Source organism: Microbacterium sp., from assembly GCF_030149085.1.
In the GTDB taxonomy this organism is placed as follows: domain Bacteria; phylum Actinomycetota; class Actinomycetes; order Actinomycetales; family Microbacteriaceae; genus Microbacterium.
Window position 1 is genome coordinate 1 of record NZ_JASBSF010000238.1, and the last position, 4,875, is coordinate 4,875.

Genomic DNA, 4,875 nt, shown 5'->3' on the forward strand with positions numbered 1-4,875 from the left:
AGATGCCCCCGCCGGTGACTACACCGCAACCCTCACCCTGACGCTCATCTGAGCATCCCTCCCTGGGGTGGCCCGTCGCGCTCGGGGGCGCGAGGGGCCACCCGCTCCTGCATGAACAGCCTCATCCCGCACCGGAGAACAATGACCGCCCGCGCACACCCGACCCGCGCCGTGACCGGCCTGCTCGCGATCGCCGCCCTCCTGCTCGCGTCTGCCGTCGCCTTCGACACTCCGGCAGCCCGTGCCGAGGAGGGCGACATCACGTGGGGCATCCAGCCCTCGACACCATCCGGCCCCGACGGGCGCACCGCCTTCACCTACCAGGTCGCGCCCGGCACGACCATCACCGACTGGGTCGGCGTCGTCAACGACTCGGCCGTGCCCGCAACCTTCCGTGTCTACGCCGCCGACGCAACCACCGACTACGACACCGCTTCGTTCACCCTCATCGGCTCCGACCAGGCCTCCACCGACCTCGGCAGCTGGACGACGATCGACACCGGCGCAAGCGCCTGCGCCGACACGAACGACGATGCCGAAGCGGCCTGCGCCGCATCCCTCGGTGTGTCGGTGACCGTCGATCCCGGAACCACGCAGAACATCCCCTTCACGATCGTCGTGCCGCAGGATGCCACGCCCGGCGACCACGCCGCCGGCATCGTCGCCTCGTACACGACACCCGCCTCATCGGGCGGCACCTCCGTGGTGCAAGAGAACCGTGTCGGCACGCGCATCTACCTGCGCGTCGACGGTCCGCTGACGCCGCAGCTCGGCATCCAGGGCGCCGTCGCCGGGTACGAGGGAACTCTCAACCCCATCGGTGCGGGCACGGGATTCGTCGGCTTCGACATCCTCAACACCGGCAACACACGCCTGTCGGCGCAACCGGCAGTGCACCTGACCGGGCCGTTCGGCATCGACTTCGGCACCGTCCAGCTCGACCCCGTGCGCAACATCGTGCCCGGCGGCACCGCGCACGTGACCGCACAGGTCGCCGGTGTCGCGCCGCTGCTGCTGCTGTTCGCCGACATCACGGTGACGCCCCTTCCCGGTGACAGCCTCGCAGACACCGACCCGCTGCCTGCGGCGGTCTCGAGCTCGGCGATCACCTGGGCGATCCCGTGGATGCTGCTGCTCATCCTCGCCGTCATCGCGGGCGTCATCGTGCTGATCGTCGTGCTGCGTCGCCGCTCCCGGCAGCGTCTCGCCGAGGACCTCGCCGCCTACGCCGACCAGATCCGCGCCGAGGCCCGCGACGAGAGCGAAGCGCGCGACGAGAGCGAGCCCGTCCGATGAGGGTGCTACGGCCCGAGCAGGGCGAGTGGGACGACGCCGACGCCATCGCGACGCCGGTACGCCGCTGGTCCGGTCGTGAGAACCAGCGCGTCGGCAAGGCGATCTCCGAGCCGGTCTCTGAGCCACACCAGGTGGCGCACGTCACGATCATCCACCGACGCTGTCAGCTTCACCTCGATGGCGACGACGCGGCCACGGCTCTCGAGCACGAGATCCACTTCGTGCGCGCCATCCTGAGTGCGCAGGTGAAAGAGGCGAGCCTCCGCCGCTTGCGCGTAGGTCTGGGCGCTGAGGGTCACGAGGCCCTCGAAGAGGCGACCCAGCGCGGCACCGTGTTGGGGACCGATCATCGCGTGCGCTCGCACCTCGAGCAGAGCGGCCTCGTCGAGGTCCATCAGTCGCGCTGCGAGAGCGGGATCGGCGAGGTGATGTTTCGGTGCGGAGGACAGTCGACCAAGGTCTGCGCCGAGCGGACGCCAGGCCTCCACCGGATCGAGCAGCCAGAGCTGGCTGAGCACATCACGGTAGGCAACCGTCGTCGGACGACTGGGCTTGTCGGACTCGCCGACTGTCGCAGCGTCGAGGATCGTCGTATAACTGGCGGTCGAACTCGTCGCCGACGCGTACGCACGCATCCACGCACGCAGCGACGCGGGAGCGCGTACACGAAAACCCTGCTCGACCATGTCACGTTCCACGATTCGGGCCAGGTAACCGTCGAGCGCGAGCCGTCTCGCCCGATCGGGCAGGTCACGGATCCCCGGGAACCCCGATGCCACGATCTCGCGGACGTAATCCGGCAGCTGCCATCCGGTTTCGCCCGCGATCTCGCCGGTGCCGGTGAGCAGTGCCGACAGCGAGATTGGCGGCCGGTCGCCCGTTCGTTCCGCGATCGAGAGTGGTCGCATTCGCAAGCTCACGATTCGGCCCGCTCCCGAGTGGACGGGAGCGACCACCGGGGCGGCGCTGCCCGCCAGCAGGAACTGGCCCCCGCTGCGGTCGCGGTCGACGGCACGGCGTACGAGATCCCATGTTTCGGGCACCCGCTGCCACTCGTCGAGCAGGACGGGCTTGGCCGCGCGAGTGAGAAGGTCCGCGTCGGCGGCCAGCCGTTCGGCGACATCGGCGCGGTCGACCGGCAGGACTGTCGCCGCGCGTCGACTCCCCGTCGCCGTCTTCCCCACACCCTTCGGCCCATCCAGGCTTATCGCCGCGAGGGCGGGGAACACGGCGTCGAGCTCGTCGTCGACGATCCGTCTCCGATAGGTTTCCACGCTCGCTACTTTACAGATCCCGGGGTTTCTACTTTACAAATCCCAGGTACTTCGCTTTACAGATCCCAGGAAATGGAGGCGGTCCGATGACCCGCATCCCCTCGCTCCGGCTGTTCGCCGCCGGTGCCACCCTTGTCGTCGCGGGCCTCGCGGTGCCGCTCACCTCAGCCGTTGCCGACGAACCGACACCCGCGCCGAGCGGCGCAGCAACCGTCAGTGTCACCGTGCCGACCGCAACACCTACTGCGTCGGCGACCCCCTCGCCCTCGACCGGGTCGCAGGGTGGCGGATCGAACGGTGGGTCCAGCACGACCGGAGGGTCGTCGAGTGGCACCTCCGGTACGCGGGGAAGTACCGGAGGGAGCAGTTCGACCGAATCGGGAGGCGGGACGACCGGCCCCGTCGAACCCACGATCGGCAAGACCCCCTCGACCACGGCCGAGCAAGCAAGCGTCGACAAGACCGCCTACGACGCGGGCGACACGATCACCGTCAGCTTCTCGGGGTTCACCCCGAACGAGAAGGTGCAGCTCGTGCTGTATTCCGACCCAGTCTTGATCGGCAACTTCCCCGCCGATGCCGCGGGCACCCTCACGCAGTCCTTCCAGCTGCCTAGCGATCTGCCCGCCGGAGCCCACACCGTGCAGCTGACCGGGTGGGAGTCGAAGAAGGTCGCGTCGGCGAGCATCGTGGTCGCGAGCGCCGCAACCGCTGCCGCCCCCGATGTGCAGGGCGTGCCGGTGTGGGCGTGGTGGATCGGGGGAGCACTCCTTGCGGTCCTCGCCGCCTTCGGCACCTGGTGGCTCATCCGCACGATGCGCGCCCCCGCCCCCGAGGCGAGCGCCGCATGACGATCACCGAACAGGCACCGCCCGAGGCATCCGGGGTCGTGGCCCCCGTGCAGATCGAGCCGGCGCCGCCCAAACCACCCAAGCCGCCGCGCAAGCCCCGGCGCCCGCGGCTGCCCCCACCGCCGCGCCCGCTCGCCCCGCGCGACGGACGGTGGTGGGCGGGAGCCATGATCCTCACGGTATCCCTGCTGCTGCTCGGGTTCGTCGCGCACGTCGCCGCGTTCTCGGCCTTTCAGCACTACCGCGCGCAGACGATCGCCTACGGTGACCTGCGCACCTCGCTCGCCAAGGCCGAGACCCCGGTCGGGCAACTGGTGAGCGAAGACGAGATGGTCGAACTGGGAACCCCGGTCGCGCTCCTCGACGCCCCCTCGATAGGTCTGAGTGAAGTCGTGCTCGAGGGCTCGTCGGGAGAAGTGCTGCGCTCAGGCATCGGGCACCGTCGCGACAGTGTCATGCCCGGCCAGGCAGGACTGGCGGTCATTCTCGGCCGCCAGTCCACCTACGGCGGCCCGTTCTCGCAGCTGTACCGGCTCGCGCCGGGCGACGAGATCACCATCACCACCGGACAGGGCGTTAACACCTACCGCGTCTTCGGTCTGCGCCGCGCGGGCGACCCCATGCCGCCCGACCTCGCGGCGAACAAGGGCCGCCTCGAACTGCAGACCGCCGACGGACTAGCCCTCTTCCCCTCCGGCGTCCTGCACGTCGACGCCGAACTGGTCTCGAAGAGGCAGCAGAACCCGAGCCGGGTCATGGGCTACGCGGCTCTTCCGCCTGCCGAGCGGGCCATGGGCCAGGACCCGAGTGCCTGGTTCGCCGCCTTCTTCGCGTTCGTGTTCTTCGCCGCCGCCGGAATCGGCATGTGGTGGTTGTGGACCCGCTGGGGCCGGTGGCACGCCTGGCTCGTCGGCGTTCCCGTGCTCGTCGCCCTCGGTGTCGTCACCGCCGACATCGTGATGAACGCCCTCCCGAACCTGCTTTGACGCCCCCCGACGAAAGATGACTATGACGACTGAACCGACCGCCCCCGACGACATCACCGAAGTGCACTCGTCCCTCGTCGAGTCCGCGGAGTTGACTGCTGCGCGGATGCCGATCGACGACGCGATCACGACGGATGCCGCATCCAGGAACGGCACCTCACCGGATGACACCGCGACCGCCGTCATTGCACCCGGCGAGACGCGCACCCCGCCGCCGCTTCCCGAGCCCGCGCCCGAGACTGTCGCTGACGCCGACACCGAGATCGCCGAGGCGCTGGCCGCGCCGCATCCGCCCCGCGAGCTCTCCACTCTCGAAGCCGACCAGATCTCGGCCTGGTTCGGCAGTCACAAGGTGCTCGAGCGGGTCTCGCTCACGATGCCCGCAGGCCAGGTCACCGCGCTCATCGGGCCCTCCGGATGCGGCAAGTCGACGTTCCTGCGCATCCTCAACCGGATGCACGAGCTCGT

General features: G+C 69.6%; 5 protein-coding genes. 4 read left to right on the plus strand and 1 reads right to left on the minus strand.

Annotated elements, in window-relative coordinates; translation table 11 throughout:
• Positions 1-141 precede the first annotated feature (141 nt).
• Entirely contained in the window at positions 142-1,296 is a 1,155-nt protein-coding gene (locus tag Q1V87_RS09735) for a hypothetical protein (protein ID WP_300592079.1), read from the plus strand.
• 5 nt (positions 1,297-1,301) lie between these two features.
• On the opposite strand, the gene Q1V87_RS09740 is transcribed toward Q1V87_RS09735, so the two are convergent.
• The gene (locus tag Q1V87_RS09740) at positions 1,302-2,570 is read right to left on the minus strand and encodes a DUF4143 domain-containing protein (protein ID WP_300592081.1); all 1,269 of its coding nucleotides are present in this window, start codon (positions 2,568-2,570) and stop codon (positions 1,302-1,304) included.
• 86 nt (positions 2,571-2,656) lie between these two features.
• Between Q1V87_RS09740 and Q1V87_RS09745 the strand changes: the two genes are divergently transcribed.
• The 3 genes from Q1V87_RS09745 to Q1V87_RS09755 all read left to right on the plus strand — a co-directional run.
• Positions 2,657-3,421, plus strand: a complete 765-nt coding sequence (locus tag Q1V87_RS09745; protein ID WP_300592083.1) for a hypothetical protein — start codon at positions 2,657-2,659, stop codon at positions 3,419-3,421.
• Complete coding sequence (locus Q1V87_RS09750) at positions 3,418-4,407, plus strand: sortase (protein WP_300592085.1); 990 nt, start codon at positions 3,418-3,420, stop codon at positions 4,405-4,407. The genes Q1V87_RS09745 and Q1V87_RS09750 overlap by 4 nt, the downstream gene beginning before the upstream one ends.
• Before the next feature lie 22 nt (positions 4,408-4,429).
• A partial coding sequence (locus tag Q1V87_RS09755) for an ATP-binding cassette domain-containing protein (RefSeq protein WP_300592087.1) occupies positions 4,430-4,875 on the plus strand: 446 nt, incomplete at its 3' end.

What these genes read in the sequence shown, in the direction of transcription:
- Q1V87_RS09735 (WP_300592079.1), top strand. Translation starts at nt 142, where the DNA reads ATGACCGCCCGCGCACACCCGACCCGCGCCGTGACCGGCCTGCTCGCG.
- Q1V87_RS09745 (WP_300592083.1), top strand. Translation starts at nt 2,657, where the DNA reads ATGACCCGCATCCCCTCGCTCCGGCTGTTCGCCGCCGGTGCCACCCTT.
- Q1V87_RS09750 (WP_300592085.1), top strand. Translation starts at nt 3,418, where the DNA reads ATGACGATCACCGAACAGGCACCGCCCGAGGCATCCGGGGTCGTGGCC.